Source organism: Micromonospora sp. NBRC 110037, assembly GCF_001652995.1.
Lineage (GTDB): Bacteria > Actinomycetota > Actinomycetes > Mycobacteriales > Micromonosporaceae > Micromonospora > Micromonospora chalcea.
The window spans coordinates 53,095-76,410 of record NZ_BBVA01000012.1 but is presented as its reverse complement, the minus strand read 5'-3'; the positions used below and the strand labels follow the sequence as shown (position 1 = coordinate 76,410).

17 protein-coding genes are annotated in these 23,316 nt (G+C 74.5%); 14 read left to right on the top strand and 3 right to left on the bottom strand.

Annotation, left to right across the window (positions count from 1 at the left end; all coding sequences use genetic code 11):
• The first annotated feature begins 3 nt into the window (after nucleotides 1-3).
• From A4R25_RS27605 to A4R25_RS27585, 5 genes are read left to right on the top strand one after another with little or no spacing between them, the layout of a single operon-like run.
• A complete protein-coding gene (locus A4R25_RS27605) occupies nucleotides 4-1,602 on the top strand; it encodes an ABC transporter substrate-binding protein (protein WP_064448621.1) in 1,599 nt (532 codons plus the stop codon).
• Complete coding sequence (locus A4R25_RS27600; protein WP_043327026.1) at nucleotides 1,599-2,591, top strand: ABC transporter permease; 993 nt, start codon at nucleotides 1,599-1,601, stop codon at nucleotides 2,589-2,591. Before A4R25_RS27605 ends, A4R25_RS27600 begins: the two co-directional genes overlap by 4 nt.
• A complete protein-coding gene (locus tag A4R25_RS27595; protein ID WP_064448590.1) occupies nucleotides 2,584-3,450 on the top strand; it encodes an ABC transporter permease in 867 nt (288 codons plus the stop codon). The genes A4R25_RS27600 and A4R25_RS27595 overlap by 8 nt, the downstream gene beginning before the upstream one ends.
• Nucleotides 3,447-4,415: an ABC transporter ATP-binding protein gene (locus tag A4R25_RS27590; RefSeq protein ID WP_064448589.1), complete on the top strand. Its 969-nt coding sequence runs from the start codon at nucleotides 3,447-3,449 to the stop codon at nucleotides 4,413-4,415. The genes A4R25_RS27595 and A4R25_RS27590 overlap by 4 nt, the downstream gene beginning before the upstream one ends.
• Nucleotides 4,412-5,122, top strand: a complete 711-nt coding sequence (locus A4R25_RS27585; protein WP_064448588.1) for an ABC transporter ATP-binding protein — start codon at nucleotides 4,412-4,414, stop codon at nucleotides 5,120-5,122. Before A4R25_RS27590 ends, A4R25_RS27585 begins: the two co-directional genes overlap by 4 nt.
• A 7-nt stretch (nucleotides 5,123-5,129) precedes the next feature.
• Here the strand turns inward: A4R25_RS27585 and A4R25_RS27580 are convergent, their stop codons facing one another.
• The gene (locus tag A4R25_RS27580) at nucleotides 5,130-5,570 is read right to left on the bottom strand and encodes a hypothetical protein (protein WP_064448587.1); all 441 of its coding nucleotides are present in this window, start codon (nucleotides 5,568-5,570) and stop codon (nucleotides 5,130-5,132) included.
• A 39-nt stretch (nucleotides 5,571-5,609) separates the two neighbouring features.
• Entirely contained in the window at nucleotides 5,610-6,770 is a 1,161-nt protein-coding gene (locus A4R25_RS27575) for a peptidoglycan DD-metalloendopeptidase family protein (RefSeq protein WP_064448586.1), read from the bottom strand.
• A gap of 494 nt (nucleotides 6,771-7,264) precedes the next feature.
• Between A4R25_RS27575 and A4R25_RS32130 the strand changes: the two genes are divergently transcribed.
• The 7 genes from A4R25_RS32130 to A4R25_RS31610 all read left to right on the top strand — a co-directional run bounded on the left by A4R25_RS32130 (nucleotide 7,265) and on the right by A4R25_RS31610 (nucleotide 21,307).
• Entirely contained in the window at nucleotides 7,265-10,129 is a 2,865-nt protein-coding gene (locus A4R25_RS32130) for an AAA family ATPase (protein ID WP_082931165.1), read from the top strand.
• 151 nt (nucleotides 10,130-10,280) lie between these two features.
• A complete protein-coding gene (locus A4R25_RS27565) occupies nucleotides 10,281-11,306 on the top strand; it encodes a hypothetical protein (RefSeq protein WP_157539176.1) in 1,026 nt (341 codons plus the stop codon).
• Between the two features lie 140 nt (nucleotides 11,307-11,446).
• Nucleotides 11,447-13,723, top strand: coding sequence for a TOMM precursor leader peptide-binding protein (locus A4R25_RS27560; protein ID WP_064448583.1), 2,277 nt, complete (start codon nucleotides 11,447-11,449; stop codon nucleotides 13,721-13,723).
• 35 nt (nucleotides 13,724-13,758) lie between these two features.
• Nucleotides 13,759-15,264, top strand: a complete 1,506-nt coding sequence (locus A4R25_RS27555; RefSeq protein WP_064448582.1) for a SagB family peptide dehydrogenase — start codon at nucleotides 13,759-13,761, stop codon at nucleotides 15,262-15,264.
• Complete coding sequence (locus A4R25_RS27550) at nucleotides 15,261-16,070, top strand: HlyD family efflux transporter periplasmic adaptor subunit (RefSeq protein WP_064448581.1); 810 nt, start codon at nucleotides 15,261-15,263, stop codon at nucleotides 16,068-16,070. The genes A4R25_RS27555 and A4R25_RS27550 overlap by 4 nt, the downstream gene beginning before the upstream one ends.
• Nucleotides 16,067-18,250, top strand: a complete 2,184-nt coding sequence (locus tag A4R25_RS27545; RefSeq protein ID WP_064448580.1) for an NHLP family bacteriocin export ABC transporter peptidase/permease/ATPase subunit — start codon at nucleotides 16,067-16,069, stop codon at nucleotides 18,248-18,250. Before A4R25_RS27550 ends, A4R25_RS27545 begins: the two co-directional genes overlap by 4 nt.
• Nucleotides 18,251-18,274: 24 nt before the next feature.
• Complete coding sequence (locus A4R25_RS31610; protein WP_197494981.1) at nucleotides 18,275-21,307, top strand: ATP-binding cassette domain-containing protein; 3,033 nt, start codon at nucleotides 18,275-18,277, stop codon at nucleotides 21,305-21,307.
• Between the two features lie 7 nt (nucleotides 21,308-21,314).
• Here the strand turns inward: A4R25_RS31610 and A4R25_RS27535 are convergent, their stop codons facing one another.
• A complete protein-coding gene (locus tag A4R25_RS27535) occupies nucleotides 21,315-22,061 on the bottom strand; it encodes a MerR family transcriptional regulator (protein WP_158559965.1) in 747 nt (248 codons plus the stop codon).
• A 367-nt stretch (nucleotides 22,062-22,428) separates the two neighbouring features.
• Here A4R25_RS27535 and A4R25_RS27530 point away from each other — a divergent pair, with 367 nt between their 5' ends.
• Both A4R25_RS27530 and A4R25_RS27525 read left to right on the top strand, forming a co-directional pair.
• On the top strand, nucleotides 22,429-22,791 hold the full coding sequence (locus A4R25_RS27530) for a hypothetical protein (protein ID WP_124778775.1): 363 nt from the start codon (nucleotides 22,429-22,431) through the stop codon (nucleotides 22,789-22,791).
• 144 nt (nucleotides 22,792-22,935) lie between these two features.
• Entirely contained in the window at nucleotides 22,936-23,310 is a 375-nt protein-coding gene (locus A4R25_RS27525; RefSeq protein ID WP_043327003.1) for a hypothetical protein, read from the top strand.
• Nucleotides 23,311-23,316: the final 6 nt, after the last annotated feature.

Here is a 23,316-nt window from a genome sequence, read left to right as displayed (position 1 = left end):
CCGGTGGCGATCAAGCCCAAGCCCGTACGCGTGGCAGCGGTGCTCGCCGCCGCCCTGCTCGTCGCCGCCGGCTGCTCGTCACCCACGGCGTCGACCGGCGGCCCGGGCAACTCCGGCACGCTCGTGGTCGCCACCGCGGGCGAGCCGGACACGCTCAACCCGGTGCTCAACTACGGCGTCGACGGCGCGTCGCTGATCTTCGACGGGCTGGTCGCCCGGGACGCCCGCAACGACCTGGTGCCCGCCCTGGCCCGCGAGCTGCCCACCGTCTCGGCGGACGGGAAGACAGTCACCGCGAAGCTGCGCGAAGGCGTGCTGTTCCACGACGGCAGCCCGCTGACCGCGCAGGACGTGGTGTTCACCTACCAGGCGGTGCTCGACCCGGCCGTCGACTCCACGCTGCGGTCCGATCTGGACATGCTCGCCTCCGTCACCGCGCCCGACCCGGCGACGGTCGTGTTCACGCTGAAGTACGCGTACGCGCCGTTCCTGCAGCGGCTGGCGCTGGGGATCGTCCCGGCGAAGGCGTTCGCCGGGCAGGACATCAACAAGGCGACCTTCAACCGCAAGCCGGTCGGCACCGGCCCGTACCGGTTCACCTCCTGGACCCCGGGTGACCGGCTCGTGCTCGCGGCGAACGAGACGTACTGGGACGGCAAACCGGCGAACTCGGGCGTGGTGGTGGCGTTCGTCGCCGACGACAACGTCCGCGCCCAGCGGATGCGGGCCGGCGAGTTCGACGCGGCGGAGCTTGCGCCGAAGCTCGCCTCCGGCTTCGAGAGCCGCGACGGCTACCGGGTGCACAAGGTGCCGACCGCCGACTACCGGGGCGTCATGCTGCCGATGGGCAACCCGGTCACCGGCGACCCCGCGATCCGGAAGGCGCTGAACGTCGCGGTGGACCGGCAGGCCATGGTGACCGGCGTGCTCGGCGGCGCGGGGGAGCCCGCGTTCGGGCCGGTGCCGCCCACGTCGGAGTACGCCGAGCCGACGATCGCCGGCAAGCCCGGCGCCGACGTCGCCGCCGCCACGGCGGAGCTGGACGCCGCCGGGTGGAAGCCCGGCCCGGACGGCATCCGGGTCAAGGACGGGCGGCAGGCCGCGTTCACGATCCTGTACCCGGCCACCGACAGCCTGCGCAAGGAACTCGCACTGGCCGTCACCGCCGACGCGAAGAAGGTCGGCATCACTGTCACCCCGGAGGGCCTGACCTGGGACGCGATCACGCCGCGGATGAAGCGCGACGCGCTGATCATGGGCTACGGCACGCCGTACGATCCGGACTTCGTCTCCTACAAGCTGTTCAGCTCGGCCTTCGCCGGGCAGGGCTTCTTCAACCCCGGCTCGTACCGCTCGGCGGTCACCGACGCCGCGTTGCAGGCCGGCCGGGACAACGCCGACCCGGCCGCCCGCAAGGCCGCGTACGCCACGTTCCAGAAGCAGCTCGCCGCCGACGTGCCGTGGGTGTTCCTCACCTACCTCCAGCACACCTACGTGCTGAAGGACGCCGTGACCGGAGTGACGCCGCGGGTCGAGCCGCACGAGCACGACGTCGCCAACAGCATCTGGTGGAACGTGCACACCTGGACGAAGGAATCGTGACCGGACGGCGGCGGCTGGCCGGGGCGGGCACAGTGGTCCGGCGGCGGCTGCTGGTCGCCGTGCCGGTGCTGGCCGCCACCAGCATGGGCATGTTCGCCCTCGGCGCCGCCTCCCCGATCGACCCGGCCCAGCAGTACGCGGGCGCGGCGGCGTTCACCACCAGCGAGGAGAACCTGGCGCAGATCCGCGCCAACTGGGGTGTCGACGACCCGCTGCCGGTGCAGTACGCCCGCTGGGTCGGCAACCTGCTACGCGGCGACCTGGGCTGGTCGACGAGCCGGCACGAGCCGGTCACCTCGGTGCTGGCCTCCCGGGCCGGATGGACGCTGCTGCTCGTCGGCACCGCGCTGGCCCTGGTGCTGGTGGCGAGCGTGCTGCTGGGCACGCTGGCCGCGTACCGCCGTGGCGGCTGGTTCGACCGGGCGCTGCGCGCCGTCGCGTACGCCGTGCAGTCCATGCCGGTGTTCTGGATCGGCCTCGCGGCGATCGCCGTGTTCGCGCTCAGCCTCGGCTGGCTGCCCGCCGGCGGGCTCACCGACATCACCGCCACGAGCACCGACCCGGCCGACGTGGCCCGGCACCTGGTGCTGCCGGTGACGGTGCTGGCGATCTCCCAGGCCCCGTGGTTCGTCCTGTTCGTCCGTGACGCGGTCGCCGAGAGCCTGCGCGACGACCACGTCCTGGCCGCCCGCGCCCGGGGACTGCCCGGCCGGGTCGTCCTGTTCGGACACGCGCTGCGTACCGCGTTGCTGCCGTTCCTCACCCTGGTCGGCACGCACCTGCCCGAACTCGTCGGCGGCGCGGTCCTGGTGGAGACCGTGTTCTCGCTGCCCGGCCTCGGCGCGGTCACCGTCGAGGCGGCGCTGGGCGCCGACTTCCCGCTGCTCGCGGCCACGACCCTGGCCACCGCCGTCGTGGTGCTGACCGCGAACCTGCTCACCGACCTCGCCTACGCCGCCGCCGACCCCCGGGTACGCCTCGATGACTGAACTCGCCCTCCCCGCGCGCGTCCGGCGCCTGCGCCGCCCCGGCAGCGCGGGCACGACTGTCGCCGTCGTGGTGCTCGCCGGTGTGGTGGCCGCCGCGCTGCTCGCCCCGGTCCTGTGGCCGCTGGACCAGAGCGCGGTCGACCTCTCCCGTACCCGGCTCGCGCCGTCGGCCGACAACCTGGCCGGCACCGACGACCTCGGCCGCGACGTGGCGTTGCGCAGCCTCTACGGCCTGCGCGTCTCGCTGCTTGTCGGCGCGGTCGCGGCGCTCGTCGCCGCAGTCATCGGCGGGCTGGTCGGCGCGCTCGCCGGCAGCGTCGGCGGCTGGGTCGACCGGGCGCTCATGCGCGTCGTGGACACCGTCGCCGCGCTGCCGCACCTGCTGCTGGGCATCTTCATCGTGGCGATGCTGCGCCCCAGCCTGGGCGCGGTGATCGCGTCCATCGCGCTGACGCACTGGCTGTCCACCGCCCGGATCGTCCGCTCCGAGCTGCTCAGCCTGCGCAACCGGCCGTTCGTGGACGCCGCGATCTCCGGCGGCGCGAGCCGGGCCCGGGTGCTCACCCGGCACCTGCTGCCGCACGTGCTGCCGCGCCTGGCGCTGGCGACCACGCTCATGGTGCCGCACGCCGTCTGGCACGAGACCGCGCTGTCCTTCCTCGGCCTCGGCCTGCCGCCGCACCTCGCCTCGATCGGCAACATGATCAACGACGGGCAGCGGTCGCTGCTCACCGGCGCCTGGTGGGCCAGCATCGTGCCCGGCCTCCTGCTCGTGGCGGCCACGCTGGCGCTCGCCGTGCTCACCGGCCGGTGGCGCGACCGCCTCGACCCGCGCGTACGGGCGGAGCTGCAGCTGTGACCGCCCCGGCGCTGCTGACCGTCGACGGGCTGACCGTCCGCTTCCGGCTGCGTGACGCGCTCGTGCACGCCGTCACCGACCTGAGCCTCACGCTGCGGCCCGGCGAGCTGCTGGCGGTGGTCGGCGAGTCCGGGTGCGGCAAGTCCGTCCTCGCGCACGCCCTGCTCGGCCTGCTGCCGCGCAACGCCACAGTCACCGGGCACGCCCGCCTGCGCGCGCCGGGACGCGACGACGTCGACCTGATCGGCGCGGGGGAGCGGCACCTCGCCCGGCACGTACGCGGCCGGGGCGTCGGGCTGGTCCCGCAGAGTCCCGCCACCGCGCTCACCCCGGTGCGTACCGGGCGGAAGCTGCTGGAGGAGACGCTGCGCGCGCACGGGCACACCCGGCGCGACGCGCCGGCCGCCGCCGACCGGATCGCCGCCGACGTCGGCCTCGACCCGGCCGATCTGGACCGGTACCCGCACGAACTGTCCGGCGGCATGGCCCAGCGGCTCGCCACCGCGCTGGCGCTCGCACCCGACCCGCCGGTGCTGCTCGCCGACGAACCCACCACCGGCCTGGACCGGCCGCTCGTCGACCACACGCTGGACCTGCTGCGCCGCCGCTGCGACACCGGCGCGGCCGTCCTGCTCATCACGCACGACCTGGCCGCCGCGCGCCGCGTCGCGGACACCGTGGCCGTGATGTACGCCAGCCGGATCGTCGAGCACCGCCCCACCGGGGCGCTGTTCGACGCCCCGGCCCACCCGTACACCGCCGGGCTGCTCGACGCGCTGCCCGACCGCGCGTTCGTGCCGGTACCCGGCCACCCGCCGGCGCTCACCGACCTGCCCGGCGGCTGCGCCTTCGCCCCGCGCTGCGCCCGCGCCACCGACACCTGCGCGACAGTGCCCCGCCTCGACGCCGAGGGCGCGGGCCGGGTCGCCTGCCACCATCCGCTGCGCGAGGAGGTACCGGCATGACGGTCACGGTTCCGGACGCCACCGACGCCGTCGCCCCGGGCGCCGCGCCGGCCGCCGGGCTCGCCGCGCACCAGGTCTCCGTCGCGTACGGCCGGCAGCGCGTCCTCGACCGGGTCGACCTGCGCATCGCCCCCGGCGAGACGGTCGGGCTACGTGGACCGTCTGGTAGCGGCAAGTCCACACTCGCCCGCGTCCTCGCCCTGCTGCACGCACCGGACAGCGGGCACCTCACGCTCGACGGGAGTCCCGTCCGGGGCGCCCGGCACCGGCTGCCCGCCTCCGTCCGCACGCGTGTCGCGATCCTGTTCCAGAGCCCGCGCGCTGCCACCGACCCGCGGCTCAGCCTCGCCGACATCGTCGCCGAGCCGCTACGTGCCACCGGCACGCCGCGCGAGCAGGCCGCCGCCCGTACGGCGGAACTGGCCGACCTGGTCGGGCTGACAACCGACCTGCTGACCCGCCGCCCGCACGCGGTCAGCGACGGGCAGCTGCAACGCGCCTGCCTCGCCCGCGCCCTGGTGCACCGGCCGGACTACCTGCTCTGCGACGAGGCCACCGCGATGCTCGACGCCTCCACCCAGGCGCACGTCGCCGCCGTCATCGGCGACTACCAGCGCCGGCAGGGCGCCGGGGTCCTGGTCATCACCCACGACCCGGCGCTCATGGCCCGCTGGGCCACCCGGGTGGTGGACCTGCCGGCGGCGTGACGTCGCGTCACTCCCGCACCGGGCGGCGTACGGTGCCCAGCGCCCCGGCGACGACGGTCCCGAATCCGACCGCCATGAGCGGCATCCCCATCTCGAACGGCAGCTCACCGACCCAGTTGATGCTGTCGCGCTCGGGCAGCGCGCCCAGGCTCACCGCGACCACCGCGCCGGCGAGGAACATCCCGGCCACCGCCGCGCCGACCGAGAGCTTGGCGCACGCCACGCTCCGCCCGGCCCAGAGGCCGGCCAGGACGGCAATCGCCAGGGCCACCACGACCAGCCAGGTCCAGCCGCCCTCGGTCTCCAGATAGGCCCAGCCCGAGTACGACCACTGGTGCATGCGGCTGGCGCGGAACCACGGGACCAGGTAGCCGAGCAGCGCGGTGGCGCTGCCGACCAGGAGCAGCACGTCGGGGGCCGGGCGGTACCAGCGAGGGGAGTCGTCCATGCGTCCGGAAGGTAGCAGTGCCATGATCCACGCGCAGGGTCAGCACCAGCCGTTTACCGGCCCGTTGACACCGGTGGAGAGGTAGGCGTCGGACACCCAGCTGCCGTCGCTGAGCCGGTCCCACAGCGCCGTGGTGCCGTAGCGGCCGGTGTGCGAGGTGCCGTTGGCGGAGCAGGAGACGGTGACGGTGGCGCCGTCGGCGACCGACCCGAGGACGCCGTACCCGGTGCCCGGTCCGGAGCGCCGGGTCAGCGTGCCGCCGCCGTTGGCGTCGACGACGCCCTGGTTGAAGCCGAGCGCGCCGTAGTTGTAGACGCCGCCGCCCGCGCCGACGTAGGCGGACCCGTGCCGGGCGCCGCCCTGGTACGCCGCCGCGCCGCTGACGAAGTCCCACTTGCCGATGCCGTGCCCGGCGATCGGGACGTACGCCGAGTTCTGTCGCAGTCCGAAGTGCACGTGCCGGCCGGTGGCGGAGCCGCCGCAGGTGACATCGGTGCCGGTGTGGCCCAGGAACGCGCCCTGGGCGACGCCCGCGCCGTTGACGGAGATGCTGTTCCACAGGTGGTAGTAGTCCGTCGAGTAGCCCCGGTCGTGGATGACCCGGATCCAGCCGGTGCACATCGTGTACGCGGTGCCGGCTCGGGCGGCGCGGACGACCTGGTCGCCGCCGGCGAGGTCGACCGAACTCCACGGCGCGGCGGCGCCGCCCCAGCCGTGCGGCCCGGAGGTGAGCGTCCACGTCTGCCCGACCGCGAACGGCAGCGCCATGCCGGTGCGGAAGTCGCTGCCCGCGTACGTCGGTGTGACAGGCGTGGTGAAGACGGCCTTCTCGGTCTCGCTCACCAGCGGCGACGCGGCGGCCAGGTCGCCGAACGCGGCCTCCCCGTCGAACGCGACGGTCCAGCCCCGGGCGTCGGCCCGGGCGAGGAAGACCGAGCCGGTGGGGTGCGCGTCGGCGGACCGGTCCGCCGGCAGCACCGCGGTGCCGAAGGCCCACCGCCCGTTCGAGCGGGTGACGCTGATCCGGGCCTGCTGCGCGTCCGCCGTACGGGCGGCGGCGTCGGCCGAGCCGAGAAGCTTCGCGGTCACGGCGTCGGCGACGGGGCCGGGTGCCGGGCGGGGAGCGGCGGTCGCGGGTGCCGGGGCTGTTGCCCAGGCGCCGATGGCCGCCAGGGCGCAGGAGAGCATGAGCCGTCGCATGGAGCCTCCTTATCGACATGTGTCACTGAATGGAGGCTATCGACGGCGGTGAAAGTTGTCTACGACTATCGATGCGACGGTGAAGGATCTATGCATCGGGGCGTACCCGGAAGTGGATCTTCCGGGTGGCGGGGTTCCGAGGCCGGCGCTGTCGCGCGCGGCTCGACGGCGCGGCATCCGTTTCCGGTCGCCATTTCTGATCCGCCTTCAAAGATTGGCGGAAGTGACAATGCCGGCCGACGGTTGAGTAGAGATTTGACCGCTTCGGGTGGTTCGCGCGGCCGCACGTAATCGTAGTGATGTCGGTATCGTTCCGTCATTGTGGTGACCAGTCCCTTTCTGTGGGTTGTGGTGCGATGTCGGAAAGAATCGGCGTTCCGACATCCGGTGAAACAAAGGCCTGCCGTATTCGAGATCTTCGACATCTCCCGATGCTCCCGACGGTATAGTGCGACCATCCCCTATGGAGTGCCGGAAAGCGTCTGATCTGCGTGATGACACCTGGGCTGGAAAATGCGCCAACGGGCCCGTGCTTCGTCGGGCGGGGAGCACAGTTGGCGCGTATCGGAAAAGCCCAGGCCGCCGCGCTCGGCCACGGCCGGCAGATGGTCTGCGAAGTGGTCGGAGAGCCGGGCATCGGCAAGACCCGCTTCGTCCGCGAGGCCCTGGAACGATGCGCCCCCACGGTCCCGTGGGCCGTCGGGACGTGCGCGCCGGACGAGCGAGGAGTTCCCTTCCATGTGTTCCGGCACGCCCTCACGAAGGGCCAGCCACCCCGCCGCGGACTGCGTGCCGGGCGACCCGCACCGACCTGGGCGGAGCCCGCGGGCGCGGTGCCACCGGCGTCGGACGCCCGGCGGTTCCGGACCTACCAGGCGGCCCGCCGGCTGATCGGCCTGGCCGCCCGGGACGGACTGGTGCTGGTCCTCGACGACCTGCACTGGGCGGACGCCTCCTCCACCGGCCTGATCGCCCACCTCCTGAGGTATCCGGTGCCCGCGCCGCTGCTGCTCGTGCTCGTCTACCGCCCGCGCCAGATGGCGACCCCGATGCCGTTCGGCCCACCGGAATCCGACGAGAACGCCGATCCGGAACCGACGTCCCGTGACCGGATCGAACTCCGCCCGCTCGGCCTCGCCGAGGTCGCGCTCCTGCACCCCCACGTCGACCAGGCGGAGCTGCGAGCCCGGTACGACCTGACCGGCGGCAACCCCGGTTACCTGGCGGCGCTCCCGGCCGGCCCCGCTCCGGCCGGGAGCGACCCGCTCCGGGAGGCGCCTGGTGTTCGGCTGCCCGACGCGGCGGTGGCCGTGCTGCGCCGCGAGTGGGCCGACCTGCCGTCCGTCGAACTGGCCTGCCTGCGAGCCGGAGCGATAGTGGATGCGCCCTTCGCCCCGGACCTGCTGGCCGAGGTCGCGCAGGTGCCGGCGGCACTGGCGGTCGCGGCCGGCTGGCGGTTGGCCCGGCTCGACCTGATCCGCCGCGTCCCCGGCACCGGACGCTTCGCCTTCCGGCACCCGGTGCTGCGGATGGCGGTCGCCCAGGACACCGACCCGGCGTGGCGGGTGGACGCCTGCGCGCGAGCGCTCACCGCGCTCGTCGACCTGGGCGCGCCAGCCGCGGACCGGGCCCGCTACGCCGAGCGCCTGCTCGCCCTGCCGAACGGCCGCTGGGCCGGACGCTGCGTCGACGTGCTCTCCCGGGCCGCCCAGGAGATCCGGCGCGAGACACCGGACCTGGCCATCCGCTGGCTGCGGCTGGCGTTGCGGGCGCTGCGGCCGACGGCCGGTGAAGCCCAACGTCGCCGCGACGTGTCACTCGCGCTGGCCCAGGTCACCGGCGAGGCGGGCGACCTGGCCGAGAGCCGGGCACTGCTCCAGGAGATCGTGCCGCTGTTCCCCGCCGACCCGGAGGGACGACGGGCCCAGGCGGTAGCCCTGTGGGCGCGCGTGGAACGCCTGCTCGGCAACTACGCGGAGGCGGTGGCGATCAGCCGGCGCGAGCTGGCCGCGCTGCCGGCCGGCACCGGGCCCGCCGGCGGCTACCGGCTCGCCACCGAGATCGGCGTCGCCGGCATCCTGGCCGGCCGTCCCGTGGCCGGGCTGCCCGACGCGTTCACCGCGGATCCCGGCGGCCCGGGCGTGGACCGGGCCGGCCTCCTGGCCGTACGCGGCCTGGCCGCCGTGCACGACGGCGCGCTCGACGACGCCCGTGGGCTGCTCGACGCCGGCGCCCGGATCGTCGACTCGCTGCCGGACCGGGACCTGCGGGACCACCCCGACTGCCTCACCGCGCTCGGCCTGACCGAGCTGTACCTCGAACGGCAGGCCGACGCGGTGCGGCACCTCGACCGCGGGCTGACGCTCGTCCGCGCCTCGCACCGCGACGACGGGTTGTGTCAGCTTCTGCTCGCGCGCACCGAGGTGGCGTACCACGCCGGCCGGCTGAGCACGGCCATCGGACTGGCCACCGAGGCCGGCATCGTCGCCCGGCGCATCGGCAGCCGCCACCTGCTGAGCTTCGCCCTGGCGTTCGAGGCGGAGGCGACCGCCTGGCGTGGCGGTCCTCGGGACGACGACCGGGCGGTGGCGCTGGCCCGCAGCGCCGTCGGAATCGCCACCGACCCCGCCACCTGGTGCGGTCGTACCGCCGCGACCGCGCTGGCGACGGCGGCGCTGCTGGCCGGTGATCCGGCGACCTGTGCCGAACTCGTGCGCTCGGCCGGCGGCGACAGCCGGCTCAGCCGCCTCCAGACCACCCTCCGTCCGATGTGGCACGAGCTGCTCTGCGCCGCCGCGCTCGCCGCGGGCGAGGTGGACGACGCCGAGCGGCAGGCCCGGCAGGCGATGGCCGAGGCGGAGCAGGTGGGCCTGCCGGGGCAGCGGGGCTTCGCCGAGTCGGCGTACGGCGAGGTGCTGCTCGCCCGCGGCGAGGTCCCGGCGGCGCAGCTCCACCTGGAGACCGCTGCCGACCTGTTCCGCTCCGGCGGCATGGCGCTGCGGCGCAGCCTCGCGCTGGCCTCCCTGGCCCGGGCGGCCGAAGCCGCGGACCAGCCCGGCCCGGCGGCGCGGGCCCGCCGCCGGGCGCTGGAACTGGCCGGGTGGTGCGGCACGGAACGGGTCGCCCTGCGACTGGCGCGTCCGGTCGGCCCGCGCGAGGCCGCCGCGCTGACCGACCGGGAATGGCACATCGCGCGGCTGGCGACGACCGGAGTCACCAGCCGGCTGATCGGGCGGCAGCTCAACATCAGCCCGCGCACGGTGGAAGCGCACCTGACCCGGATCTACCGCAAAGCGGGCGTCGCGTCCCGGTCGGGCCTGGTCGCCTGGGTCGCCCGGCTCGACGACACCGATCGGTGACCGCTGTCCGGGCCGGATGACATCGTTCCGTGCAACGCCCGCGGACCGGGTAGCACGAGGCCGCGCCGCCACCGGCCCGGGCCGACGGTCGCTCACATACTCGACTGCATCGGGCGCGATTCCCGCGCACCGGCTGTGGATGGAGGACGAGATGCTGGGCAGAAGATCCGTCAGGAGCCCGCGTACCCTCGCCGCGCCGGTGCCGGCGATGCCGATCGCCGCCGCCGCTGCGGCGCTGCTGATGCTGACCGGCTGTGGCGGCGAACCGGTGGACGCGGCCACCCCCGCGCCCGAGGGCTCGGCCGGCTTCGGCCGGGACCGGGCCGCGCTGGTGCTCACCGCCTTCGACCAGGCCGACTCGGCCGCCTCGGTGGCCGGCGACATCGAGACGCTGCGGACCCAGGAGGTTCCGCCCTCGCTGGACCTCAGCGTCGCCGCGGTCCGCCGGGCCGCCTACAACCAGCAGGCGCAACCGTCGTTCCAGCACATCAACCCGGCGTTCGCGGTGCCGCCCGGCGACCCGGCGTGCTTCCTCGTCACGGCCACCCTCAAGCTGGCCGGCTCAGAGCTGGCCCCCACCGACGTCAGCCAGTTCGTGCTCGGCACGGACGGCCAGTGGAAGCTCAGCCACAACGTCCAGGTCACCCAGCCTGCGCTGGTGGCCGCCCGGAGCATCGACGGCCGGCCGGCCACCGAGGGCGGCACCGCCCTGGACGAGACCAGCCGCCGGGCGCTCGCCGCCGAGGTGTTCGCCCGCAGCATCGGGTCGACCACCGGCAACCGGTCCCTGATCGCGTCCAGCCCGCTGCTCGACGGCCAGTTCGCCGGCGGCTGGGAGGTCTACGGGCAGCAACTCGCCGGCGTCGGCGCGGAGGTCCGGCGAACCCTGGACCGGGCGGAGTGGTCGGACTGCGCGGTCACGACGCCGACCGGCACGCTGACCTTCCTGACCGTCCACGCCACCGACACGCTGCGCCCGGCGCCCGGCGGTCCGGCGACCGTCCGGATGGTGCCGCAGAGCCCGGACCTGATCGCCACCGGTCATCGCACGGCGGTGAGCGGAAAATCCATCCGGGTCAACCGGGTGGAGACCTTCCTGCTGCTCGTTCCGGAGCAGACCACCGGCACGTCGGTGCTGGGACTCAACGACACCGCGTTGACGGTCACCGCCGGCTGACCGCGCACCGACCCCGCCGACGGCAGAAACCGGTGGCATCACTCGGGATCGGAGGCCGCGGACCGCGACGATGACAGCAGCCGTGATCGCCGGCGGGGCCGGTGGTACCCGCGGCCCGGCCACCAGGCTCGGGAGGAACCATGTGGCGTCCGCGCTTCCGATCGGACTACGTGCCGGTGCGGCTGCCCGACGGCCCGCTCGTGGTGCTGGGGGAGACCCGCAGCCTGCTCGTCGACGATCCGGTCGCCGCGGACCTGGCCGACCAGCTCGACGGCGCCGCGCCGCTGGCCGACGTGGTGGCCCGGCTGGCCACCCGGCACCCGGTCGCCGCCGTCGCCACCGCCCTCGCCCGGCTGCGTGACCACGGCCTGCTCACGTCCGGCCCGGCGCACACCTCGCCGGCCGAGGCCGCCGGCTGGGACGCCCGGGGCGTCCCGCCCGAGGCGGGGCGGCGGTGGATGGCCGGTGGCCCGGTCACCGTCGTGGACCTCGGGGCGCCCCGGGTGGCCGAGACCGCCGACGCGCTGCGCGCCCTCGGACTCGCCGTGACAGTGGTCGGGCCGGACGGACCGGACCCCGGCCCGGACGACGCCCAGGTGCTGGTGCTGCCGTCGTCGATGCTCGACCCCCGGCTGGCGTCGATGAACGACCGCCACCTGGCCGCCGGTCGCGCCTGGACCCTGGCCCGGCCGCACGGCAACGTCGTCTTCCTCGGCCCGCACCTGGTGCCGGGCCGTACCGGCTGCTGGGCCTGCCTGCGGCAACGCTGGCAGGAGAACGAGCAGGTGAACGCGTTCCTCGGCGGGCAGGACCTGGCCGGTCCGCTGCCGCAGCCCGGACGGGCGGTCCTGCCCGGACTGGCCACCACCGCCGCCGGCCTGCTCGCCGCCGAACTTGCCGTGCTCGCCGTGCGGGGTACGTCGCCCCGCCTCACCGGCCGGATGGTGGCCCTGGACACCCGGGACCTGAGCACGGAGAGCCACCAGCTCGTACGCCAACCGCAGTGCCCCGCGTGCGGCGACCCGGACCTCGTCCGCAAGGCCGAGCCCCGGATCGACCTGCCACCGAGCGGCGCCCAGCCCAGCCGGGCCGGAGACTCCCGTACCCGGGAACCCGCCGAGACGTACGCGGCACTCGCCCACCACGTCAGCCGGTACCTGGGCGTGGTGAGCCGGCTGACCCCGCTGGAGGCGACCGACAACGGCGTCACCCACACCTACTCCGCCGGGCACAACTTCGCCCAGCCCCGCGAGCTCGCCGGGCTGCGCCGCAACCTGCGCGGGCAGAGCGGCGGCAAGGGCCGGACCGACCTCCAGGCCCGGATGAGCGCGATCGGGGAGGCGGTGGAGCGCTACTGCGGGGTGTGGCGTGGCGACCGACCGGTGCACCGGGCGACCTACCGGCAGCTCGGTCCGGACCGCGCGGTGCACCTGCGCGAGCTGCTGCTGTTCTCGGACCGCCAGTACGCCGACCGGGACCGGCTCAACCGCGACCTCGGCCATCTGCACCGCGTTCCCCGCCCGTTGCCGGACGACGTGGAGCTGGACTGGACGACGGGCTGGTCGCTGACCCGGCAGACGCCGCGCGAGCTGCCCGCCGCGTACTGCTGGTACGGCCACCCGGAGCTGACCGGTCTGGGGGTGTGCTCGGCCGACTCGAACGGCTGCGCGGCCGGCGGCAACCTGTCCGAGGCGATCCTGCAGGGCTTCTGCGAACTCGTGGAGCGGGACAGCGTCGCCCTGTGGTGGTACCACCGCTCCCGGATGCCCGGCGTGGACCTCGCCTCGTTCGCCGACCCGTGGACCACCGCCTGCGTCGACCACCACGCCACCGCCCTGAGCCGCGAGCTGTGGGCCCTCGATCTGACCGCCGACCTCGGCGTACCCACGTTCGCCGCGGTGTCCCGGCGGGCCGACGGCGGGACGGAGGACGTCCTGGTCGGCTTCGGCGCGCACCTGGACGCGCGGGTCGCGCTGACCCGCGCGCTCACCGAGGTGAACCAGTTCCTGCCCGCCGTGCCCGGACCCACCTCCGAGCGCAACCGGTACGGCGGCGACGACCCGGACACCGCGCGCTGGTTCGGCACGGTGCGGGTCGCCGAACAGCAGTGGCTGTCCCCGGATCCGACCCGGCCGCCGCGCACCGCCGCCGACCACCCGACGCTGACCACCGGCGACGTGGGCGACGACGTGCGCCGGTGCGTACGCCGGGCGGAGCGGGCCGGCCTGGAGGTGATCGTCGTCGACCAGTCCCGCCCGGACGTCGACCTGGCCGTGGTGAAGGTCGTCGTGCCGGGCCTGCGGCACTTCTGGCGCCGGCTCGGCCCCGGTCGGCTGTGGGACGTGCCGGGCCGCCTCGGCCGGGACCCGCTGGCCGCCGACGAGACGTCGGCCAACCCGCTGAACGTGTTCTTCTAGCCGGCGCTCCCGGCCCGCCGGTGAACGTGGAAGGGATGGTGGGGGATGACCACAGTGGCGGACCCGACCGGTCGGCGGCGGTCGTCGTGAACGGCACCGGCGGCGGTCCTCCGGTCCAGGAGTCGTACCGGCTGCGCCGTGACGCGGAGCTGCGGCTCGGTGAGGACGGCTCGCTGCTGCTGCGGCAGACCCGTTTTCGGCTCACCCTGGAGCGACCCGGCATGGGCCGGCGGGCGCTGCTGCTGCGCCTCGCCGCCGACTGGGTCGGCGACGTCGAGGTCGGCCGGCTGATCAGCGGTCTGGAGGGGGAGAGCCGGGTGCTGCCGGCGCAGTTGCTGCTGCGCCGGCTGCTCGCCCACTCCTGGCTGGAGCGCCGCGTCCAGGTCGACGACCGGGCGCTGCTCGACCTCGTGCCCACCGGGCTGGGCCGGGGCAGCCTGCCGGAGAGCCGCCCGCACACCCCGGGGGTCCGCTACCGGCTCTCCCGCTTCGCCACCCTCCAGCACGATCGGGGGATGCTGATGGCCGCGTCGTCGCTGAGCACCCTCACCGTCGGTTGCGCCGACGCCGCCGTCGGCGCGGTGCTGGCCGCCGCCGTGCCGGGCCTCGGACCCGACACGGTGGCCCGCATGCTCGGCGTGCCGCCGGAGGCCGCCGGGCGGGTGCTCGACGAGCTGGCCACCGCCCGGATCCTGGTCACCGACGCCGAGTACGAGGCGGAGCACGACGACGCGCCGCTCGCCTACTGGTCGCCGGAGGAGCTGCGGCTGCACCACCGCTCCCGGGCCGGCCGGCACGCGCTGCCGGTGGGCGGCACCTACCGGATGCGGGAACGCTTCGCGCCGCAGCCGCTGCGCCGCCCGTACGACGGGGGCCGGGCGGTCGAGCTGCCGCTGCCCGACCTGGCGACGATCGCCAAGGCGGATCCCGCGTTCAGCCAGGTCGTCGCGGACCGGCGCAGCGTGCGCGAACACGACGACACGGCGCCGCTGCCCCTGGAGCGGCTGGCCGAGTTCCTGTACCGGTCGCAGCACACCACGGTCGTCGGCGAGGCCGGTGGACAGGAGGTGGGCCACCGGCCCTACCCGGGCGGCGGCGGTGTCTACGAGCTGGAGATCTATCCGCTTGTCGCACGCTGCGCCGGGCTCGACCCCGGGCTCTACCACTACGACGGCGTCGGGCACCGGCTGGAGCCGGTCGCCGGCTGGGGCGCGGCCGCCGACCGGCTGCTGGCGTACGCCCGGGCGGCCGGCGCCATGCCCCGGCCGCCGCAGACGGTCCTGGTGGTCACCGCCCGGGTCCAGCGGCTGATGTGGAAGTACGAAGGGATGAGCTACGCCATGATTCTCAAGGACGCGGGTGTGCTGACCCAGCAGATGTACCTCGTCGCCACCGCCATGGGGCTGGCGCCGTGCGCCCTCGGCGCCGGGGACTCCCAGGCCTTCGCCGAGTTGTCCGGGCTCGATCCGCTCGTCGAACCGAGCGTGGCCGACTTCCTGCTCGGCTCCCGCCGTCCCGCCGACACGGGGGCCCGGCCGTGAAGTTCCGGCGGCAGGCGCTGCGTCAGCTGGAGGCGCCCGAGCAGCTCGACCGCGCGGTCCGGCTGACCACGGTGCCGAACTGGCTGGCCACCGTGGCGCTGGTCATCGTCGTGGTGGCCGCCGGGGTCTGGTCGGTGCGCACCGTGGTGCCCCGGACCGTCGAGGCCGCCGGGGTGCTGATCCACTCCAACGGGATCTCCGCCCTCGACGCGCTCGACAGCGGCCAGGTCACCAAGGTGTGGGCGTCGCCGCACCAGCGGGTCACGAAGGGCACGCCCCTCTACAGCCTGCGCACCATGGACGGCAAGGTGCGGGTGGAGAACGCGCCGGGTGACGCGTACGTCGTGGCCTGGCTGGTCTCGGAGGGCGAGATCGTCACCCCCGGCACGCACCTGGCCGACCTGGAACGGCTCGACACCGCCGGGGACGCGTTGCAGGCCGTCGTCTACGCTCCCGCCGTCGCCGCGCCCCTGCTGCAACCGGGCGTACCCGTCGAGGTGGCCGCCGCGGCGGCGCCCCGCAACGTGTTCGGCACCCTGGCCGGCCGGGTGACCACCATCGGCGCCTTCCCGGAGACCGAGGCCTCGCTGCGCGCCTTCCTGGGCACGGGGCCGGACGTCCGGCGGCTGCTCGCCCGGGGCAGCGTGGTCCGGGTGACAGTCACCCTGGAGCCCGACCCGGCGGCCCCGGGTGGCCTGCGCTGGACCAAGTCCCCGCCGCCGTTCCAGCTCAACTCGGCCAGCGAGGTCACCGCCTGGTTCACAGTGGACCAGGAACACCCGATCGACTGGTTGCTGGGACGATGAGCGCGCCCCCGACCGCCGCCACCGGAACGCCGGAGCCTCCCCGCATCCGGCGTCGACGGGTCCGTACGCCCACCCTGATCCAGATGGAGGCGGTGGAGTGCGGCGCCGCCGCGCTCGGCATCCTGCTCGCCCACCACGGCCGGCACGTACCCCTGGAGGAGCTGCGCCGGGTGTGCGGGGTGAGCCGGGACGGCTCCACAGCGGCCACTGTGCTCCGGGGCGCCCGCCGGTACGGGATGGTGGCGAAGGGCTTCCAGATGGACCTGGCCGGCCTGGCCACGGTGGCGCTTCCGGCGGTGCTGTTCTGGCGGTTCGAGCACTTCGTGGTGCTGGAGGGGCTCGGCCGCAAGGTCTTCATAAACGATCCGGCCACCGGCCCCCGCGCGGTGAGCTGGGAGGAGTTCGACGGCGCCTTCACCGGCATCGCGCTCACCATGGAGCCCGGCCCGGAGTTCCGGCCGGGCGGCACCCGCTACCGGCTGGTGCGGGCGCTGGCCGAACGGTGGCGCGGCCCGGGCTCGGCGATCGCGCAGATGCTGCTGCTCGGCCTGCTGATCGCCGTGGTCGGCTTGACCATCCCGGTGATGGCGAAGGTCTTCGTCGACCGGGTGCTGCTCCAGGAGGACCGGGCCGCGTTCGCCGGCCTGGTGGCGGCGGTGGCGGTGGCCACCGTGCTGACCTTCCTGGCCAGCCTGCTCCAGCAACGCCTGACCGTACGCGCGGAGACGGCGCTCGCCCTGAGCAGCGCGGCCCGGTTCTTCCGACATCTGCTGCGGCTGCCGCCGGCCTTCTTCGACCAGCGGCAGGCCGCCGACCTCAGCCAGCGGGTCCGGGGCAACGAGGTGGTCGCCGAGGTGCTCACCCGCCGCGCGGCCACCACGGTGGTGGACACCGGCCTGGTGCTGGCGTACGGGGCGCTGCTCTGCCAGTACGACCTGCTGCTCGGACTCTGCGCGGCGGTCCTCGCCGGGCTGAACGTGAGCGTGCTGCGTTACGTCGCCTCGACCCGGTCGACAGCCGTCGCCGGGCTCCAGGCGGACCGCAGCAAGCTGGTGACCACCGTCTACACCACGGTCCAGATGATCGAGACGGTGAAGGCCGGCGGCGAGGAGGAACGCGCGGTGGCCCGGTTCGCGGCGCGCCACGCCACAGTCGCCACCCGCCAGCAGCGGCTGGGGGTGCCCACCGCTGTGCTCTCCGTCCTGCCCGCGTTCCTCGCCTCCGGGACCACCGCCGTGCTGCTGGGGCTGGGCAGCCGGCAGGTGGTGGCGGAGGCGATGAGCGTCGGCGTGCTGGTCGGCATGCAGAGCCTGGCCGCCGCGATGAACCGGCCGTTGGGCAACCTGACCGCGCTGGGCTCGCGGCTGCAGGACATGAGCGCCGACCTCAACCGGCTGCGGGACGTGGAGCGGTACCCGCTGCCGTCGGCCGGGGACCGGCCCGCCGGGCCGTTGGCGCCGATGGAGGGGCACCTGCGCATCGAGGACGTGACCTTCGGCTACAACCCGCTGGGCCGGCCGCTGCTGGAGAACTTCAGCCTGGACCTGCCGCCGGGTGCCCGGGTGGCGCTCGTCGGGCGGTCGGGCAGCGGCAAGTCGACAGTGGGCCGGCTGGTGGCCGGGCTCTACCGCCCGTGGACCGGGCGGGTCACCGTGGACGGCCTCGAACGGCCGGGGACCGACGACGGCCTCTGGGCGGCCACGGTGGCCATGGTGGACCAGGACCAGCGGCTGTTCGAGGGCACGGTGCGCGACAACGTCACCATGTGGGACCTCACCGTCGCGGACGAGGACGTCGTCACCGCGCTGACCGACGCCTGCCTCTACGACGAGGTGGCGGCCCGGCCGGGCGGCCTGGCCAGCCCGGTACGGGAGAACGCCCGCAACTTCTCCGGCGGGCAGCGGCAGCGGCTCGAGATCGCCCGCGCGCTCGTCCGCAATCCCCGGGTTCTCGTGCTCGACGAGGCGACCAGCGCGCTGGACGCCGAGACCGAACGCCAGATCGACAGGCACCTGCGGCGGCGGGGGGCGACCTGCCTGATCGTGGCCCACCGCCTGTCCACGGTCCGCGACTGCGACCTGATCGTCGTGCTGGACGGCGGCCGGGAGGTGGAGCGCGGCACCCACGAGCAACTGGTCGCCCGCGACGGCGCGTACGCACGCCTGGTCCGGGACCACTGACCACGACGACCCGAGGAGACGCTGATGAGCGGCGCGGTGGAGAATCCCTCGCCCGGCAATCTGATCGGCTTCTGCGCCGACGGCGTACGCCAGGTCTGCCGCCTCGACGACCCGGTGGCGGGCTGGCTGGTGACCGGCGGCGAGGCCGACCTGTTCGCGGTGCGCCGGGCCGGGACGAACCCGTCGCGCCGGCACCACGTGGCCCGGCTGCCGGCGGGTGGCCTGGTGCCGACGTCCACCGCGATCGGTGTGTGGCAGCTGATCCTGGTGCCGCTGCCCGGCACGGACCTGCGCGGGCTGTCCCGGCCCCACCTGTCGCTGCTGGAGCGGCAGGTACGGCCCGGCCTCCCGGCGGACGAGGAGGTGTCGCCGCGGGCGCGGCGCGCCGCGGCGGAGCTGGTCGCGGCGGTGGACCTGGTGCTGGTGGCCGTCGCCGACGCGCTGCGCCGCGGGCAGGCGCCCCGGGAGGCGTCCACCCTGAGCGGGCGCGAGATCGTGTCGCTGGCGCAGGGGAGCGCCCTCGTCTCCACCGGCGGTGCCTGGTGGCTGCGCAGCGCCGGCGGGCAGTTGCGCCGCAACGACGGCGGTCCGGCGGAGATGTCGGGGGAGCGGGAGCTGTTGCTGGTCGCCGAGCGGGACTGGGTGGTGGCCGAGTCGCCGTGCGCGGTGGAGAGCCACGGCAGCTGGGACCTGCTGGTCAGCGGTCAGCTCCGGTCGGCGGTCGACCAGCACGTGGTGCGGCTGCTGCGGATGGTGGAGACCCGCGTCGAGGAGGCCGACGCGGCCCTGCTGAGCGGCGTGGAGCGGCGCCGGCAGATCGACGCCGAGGTGCTCGCCGCGGCGGCCCGCCGGTCGCTCGGGGTGATCGGCGCGGGCGGTTCGCTCCCGGTTCCGGACACCGAGGCCGGCTTCGACAGGTACGGGCGGGCAGCCTCGGTGGTCCGGGTGGTCACCGAGGGGATGGGCAGCCCGGTCAACGAGCCGGCCGACCGCAGCGGCGCGCCACTTGACGACCGGGTGGCGGTGCGTGCGGTGTCCCGGGCGTCCAGCCTGTTCCTGCGCGAGGTGCGGCTTCCGGACCGGTGGTGGCGGCGGGACCTGGGGCCGCTCGTGGGGTGGCGGACCGGCGACGACCCGTCCCGTGCCGTCGCGGTGCCGCTGGTGTTCCGCCGGGGCCGCTACCACCACGTCGACCCGGAGACCCGGGCGTACGGGCCGATCGACGCGACGATCGCCGCGACGTTCGCCGCCGAGGCGACCCAGGTGCAGGCGCCGCTGCCGCAGGCCGCCCGGATGCGCCACCTGCTGCGGGCCGGGCTCGTCGGTGCGGCCCGCGACGTGCGCGGGCTGCTCGTCGCCGCCGCCTGCGTGGCGCTGCTGGGCCTGGGCGTGCCGCTGGCCACCGGCGAGGTGCTGGGCCAGTTGGCCCGGCAGGGCGAGGTGGACGGCCTGTTCGGTTTCCTCGCGCTGATGCTCAGCGCCGCTGTGGTCGCGGGACTGGTCGGCGTGGTGCAGAACCTGCGGTTGCTGCGGTTGGAGGGCCGGTTGCAGTCCGGCGCGCACCTGGCGCTCTGGGACCGGCTCATGCGGCTGCCCGCCCGGTTCTTCACCGGTCGCAGCAGTGGTGAGATCGCCAACTCGATGTTGGGGATCTCGTTCGTCGGCGAGGCGCTGAGCGCGCTGCTGCCGCAGCTCGTCTCCGCGGCCGCGACCGTCGCGGTGACCCTCGGCCTGCTCCTGGTGGTCGAGCCCGTGCTCGGGCTGTGGGGGGCGGGGATCGTCGCCGTCACCATGCTGGCCTTCGGCGCGTTCGCCGTCCTGATCGTCCGCCGGCAACGGATCGCGCTTCCGGCCGAGCACCGGGCGGCGGCGATGACCAACCAGTTGCTCGGGGGAATCGTCAAGATCAAGGTGGCGGCCGCCGAGGCCCGGGCGCACGCCCGCTGGTCGGAGGTGGCCGCGGTGGCCCGGGCGGCGCTGCAACGGGTCCGGCAGAGCCAGGCGGGCCTGGTCGCGTTCGCCACGGTGCTGCCGGTCGCCGGTCAACTGGTCCTGTTCGCCGTGCTGATGGGGCCGCTCGCCGGCCGGGTCACGCCGGCCGACTTCTTCGTCCTCAACGTCAGCTTCGCGATGCTGCTCGGCGCGCTGCTCGTGCTGGTGTCGGCCGGGGTCGAAGTGATCGCGGCGGTGCCCCGCCTGGGCGGCCTGCGGGACATCCTGCGCGCCGACCCCGAGGCCCGGCCGGACCGGGTGGACCCGGGCGAGCTGCGCGGTGAGGTCGCACTGCACCGGGTCACCTTCGCCTACCAGCCGGACGAGCCGCCGGTGCTCGTCGACATCGACCTGCACGTGCGCCCGGGTGAGTTCGTCGCCATCGTCGGGCCGAGCGGCTGCGGGAAGTCCACACTGCTCCGGTTGCTGCTCGGTTTCGAACGCCAGCAGCAGGGCGCGGTGCTCTACGACGGCCAGGACCTCGCCGAACTCGACGTGCACGCGGTCCGCCGGCAGTGCGGGGTGGTCCTGCAGGACGGCCAGCTCTTCGCCGGCTCGGTGCGGGACAACATCTGCGGCGCCGGCAGCTTCCCGCTGGACCAGGTCTGGGAGGCGGCGCGGATGGCCGGCCTCGCGGACGACCTGGAGGCGCTGCCGATGGGGATGAGCACCATGGTGCCGTTCGGCGGCGGGACGCTCTCCGTCGGGCAGCGTCAGCGGGTGCTGATCGCCCGCGCGCTGGCTCCCCGGCCCCGGATCATCTTCCTCGACGAGGCGACGAGCGCGCTCGACAACCGGACCCAGGAGGTGGTCACCAGGAGCACCGCGGACCTGGCCGCGACCCGGCTGGTGATCGCCCACCGGCTGTCCACGGTCCGCGCGGCGGACACCATCGTGGTGCTCGAAGCGGGGCGGATCGTCCAGCGGGGCACCTACGACGAGTTGATGGACCAGCCCGACGGGCTGTTCCACCGGCTGGCGCGACGGCAACTCGTGGACCAGCCGGAACGGTCCGACGCCGTGGTGGAGAGCCGGCAGCCGGACGGGCAGCCCGCGACGGGCTGAGGGCCGGTCAGCCGTTGTCGATGACCGCGCCGTCCTCCACGCACACGTCCGTGCCGAGGTGGTTCTCCAGCAGTTCCGCGACGTGCGCCTCGGCCTGGTTCTCCACGGCCAGCCGGAACGCCTCGGTGAGCACGCCGACCACGCCCTGGGTCAACAGCAGGGTCTCCCGGTCGAGGTCGGCCCAGGACGATCGGTTGCCGCTGCGCACCAGCTCCGGCGCGAGGGCCAGCAGCCGGGCGGTGACGGCGGCGACCAGATCGTCGGCGACCGGCCGGAGGCTGTCCAGCACCTCGCTGAGGGTCTGCAACGCCGGCACCGTGCCCACCCGTACCCGATGCAGGTCCAGGGCGGCGCGCAGCGGACGTGGCCGGGAGGTGCGGACGGTGCCGTCGTCGGCCCGTCCGATCACGCCGTGCCGGGTCAGCGCATGGGCCAGCGCGGGACGGTCGGCGGCCAGGCGCTGCAGCATCGCGGTCAGCCCGTCCGGCGCCTCGTCACCGGCCCGGACCCCGAGCATGGCCTCGATCGAGACCAGGTTGAAGCCCTGCCGCTGCAGGGCGAGGATCGCGTCCAGCCGGCGGACGTGGGAGTCGTCGTAGAGCGCGGCCCGGCCGTGCCGAACCGGTGGGGGCAGCAGCCGCCGGGCCTGGTGGGCGCGGATGTTGCGCGGCGACATGCCGACCTTGCGGGCGAGTTCGTCCACGCTGTACCCGGCCGGGCCGCCGGGTGTCGTCGTCACCTCGTCGATGGTCACGGTGGCCTCCGGCAGCACTCGGTGACGGAACACGGCAGCCGCCGGACCGCTGTCACGGTGGGCGATCCGACGATCGCAGCGTAGGTGCGGGCGCCGCGCGGGTGACAGGCGAGGAATTACTACTTGTTCACACTGATGACAATCATTAGAATCGCCAATCCGCGTCACGCCGTTGATTTCCATTACCCGGCTTTCGCCGCGGCGCGGACCGGTCGCGGCCGCATTCGATGAAATTCCCACTCGTCGGGCGGGCCGGAACGGCCGGTGGCCCACGATGAATCGGAACCGGCGGCCCGGACCCTCCCGCGCTGCCTGTCGCCGCCCCCGGTGTCGTCGTGGGCGGCCGACCGTCGAAGGGAGCAGGGGTGTGACAAATGTCGATCGAGCGGTCTTCGTGGCCGCGTACAGCCGGCTGGTCGCCGACGTCTGGGCCGACCCGGCCAAGGAGCAGGCGCTCGACCGGGACCCACGGGGGTTCCTCGCCGGCTACGGCCTTCACCTGCCCGAAGAGGTGCAGGTCCGGGTGGTCCGGGACGTCGCCGACGCCGATCCGGACCTCGAGGTGCAGGTCAAGTCGTGGGAGCTGGCGGAGTCCAGCGGCGCCTTCGTGCTCTTCGTGCCCTCGCTGCTGCCGGTGGCCGAGGCGGAGCTGGCCGAGGACGAGCTGGACAGCGTCGTTGCCGGCCTGGACTCCAGCTGCGCGTGCTGCTGCCCGTGCTGCTGCACCTGACACCGATGTCTGCCGCCCGCCGGCCGGCACGGCAGATTCTGATGGCAGTCAGCGGAAATCCTTGATTGCCGAACCTCGATCTTCCTAGCGTTCTCGCCACAGCAATTAACCGCCCGGCCCGCAGCCCCAGGAAAGGACCGAACGATGAGCAACGACGAGCAGGAATACGGCGCGAGATTCGTGACCAAGTACTCGGAACTGGTCACCGCGGTGTGGCGCAGCGACGAGGAACTGCAGCGGCTCCTCGCCGACCCGACCGGCTACGCGACGGCGGCCGGCCTGCCGGTCGCCCCCGGCGCCACCGTCGAGGTCGACCGCGCCCAGCCCGCCACGCTCTACACCAAGGAGCAGATCGTCGCCGACTGGTCCGGTACGCCCGGCCGGCACGTGCTGCACGTGCCCGAGGTGCCGCTGGTCGACCTCAACGAGCTGACCGAGGCCGAGCTGGAGACCGTCGCCGGCGGCGTGGCGCCGGCGGCCGACAACAACGTCAACATCATCGCCGTCCTCATCGTCTGAGTTCCC